Origin of the sequence: Corallococcus praedator (genome assembly GCF_003612125.1) — a bacterium.
GTDB lineage: Bacteria > Myxococcota > Myxococcia > Myxococcales > Myxococcaceae > Corallococcus > Corallococcus praedator.
This window is the reverse complement of record NZ_RAWI01000947.1, coordinates 1-463: the sequence shown is the minus strand read 5'-3', so window position 1 is coordinate 463 and position 463 is coordinate 1. Positions and strand designations below refer to the sequence as shown.

Below are 463 nucleotides of genomic sequence, written 5' to 3'. Positions count from 1 at the left end.
ACGGAGACCAAGTCAAAATCACCAGCAGCAAGGGCAAGAACGACCAACTCGCGGCCGCGATGAACGGCAACGACACCCAGACCAACGAAGATCCCATCCTCGATCTCACGACCAATTCCATTTTCAACGGCGCCAACATCGCCGTGAAAGTCATCAGGAAAGAAAGAGAAGGAGGCAATGGTCTGGTCGACGGGTTTACCATCAATGCCCACGACGACGGAGGTCCCAGCTACGACCTCGGCAAGATCAGCGTGAAAGGCAACCTCACCGGGGTCGACGCTGGTGATGACGATCTGGAGACCCCTGCCATCAAGAGCATCACCGCCACTACTTGGGGGCCGATCGCAGCTAGCGACGACGATGCCATTCCCTCCGAGATTCTCGGTAATATCGGCACCATCACCGTCACGCGTTTCAACGGTTACATCCAGTCCGTCGAAGACTACACCGGCCCCGGTGGCAC

General features: G+C 57.5%; 1 protein-coding gene. It reads left to right on the top strand.

The window, feature by feature from the left end:
* A partial coding sequence (locus D7Y13_RS46340; RefSeq protein WP_158626222.1) for a hypothetical protein occupies window positions 1-463 on the top strand: 463 nt, incomplete at both ends.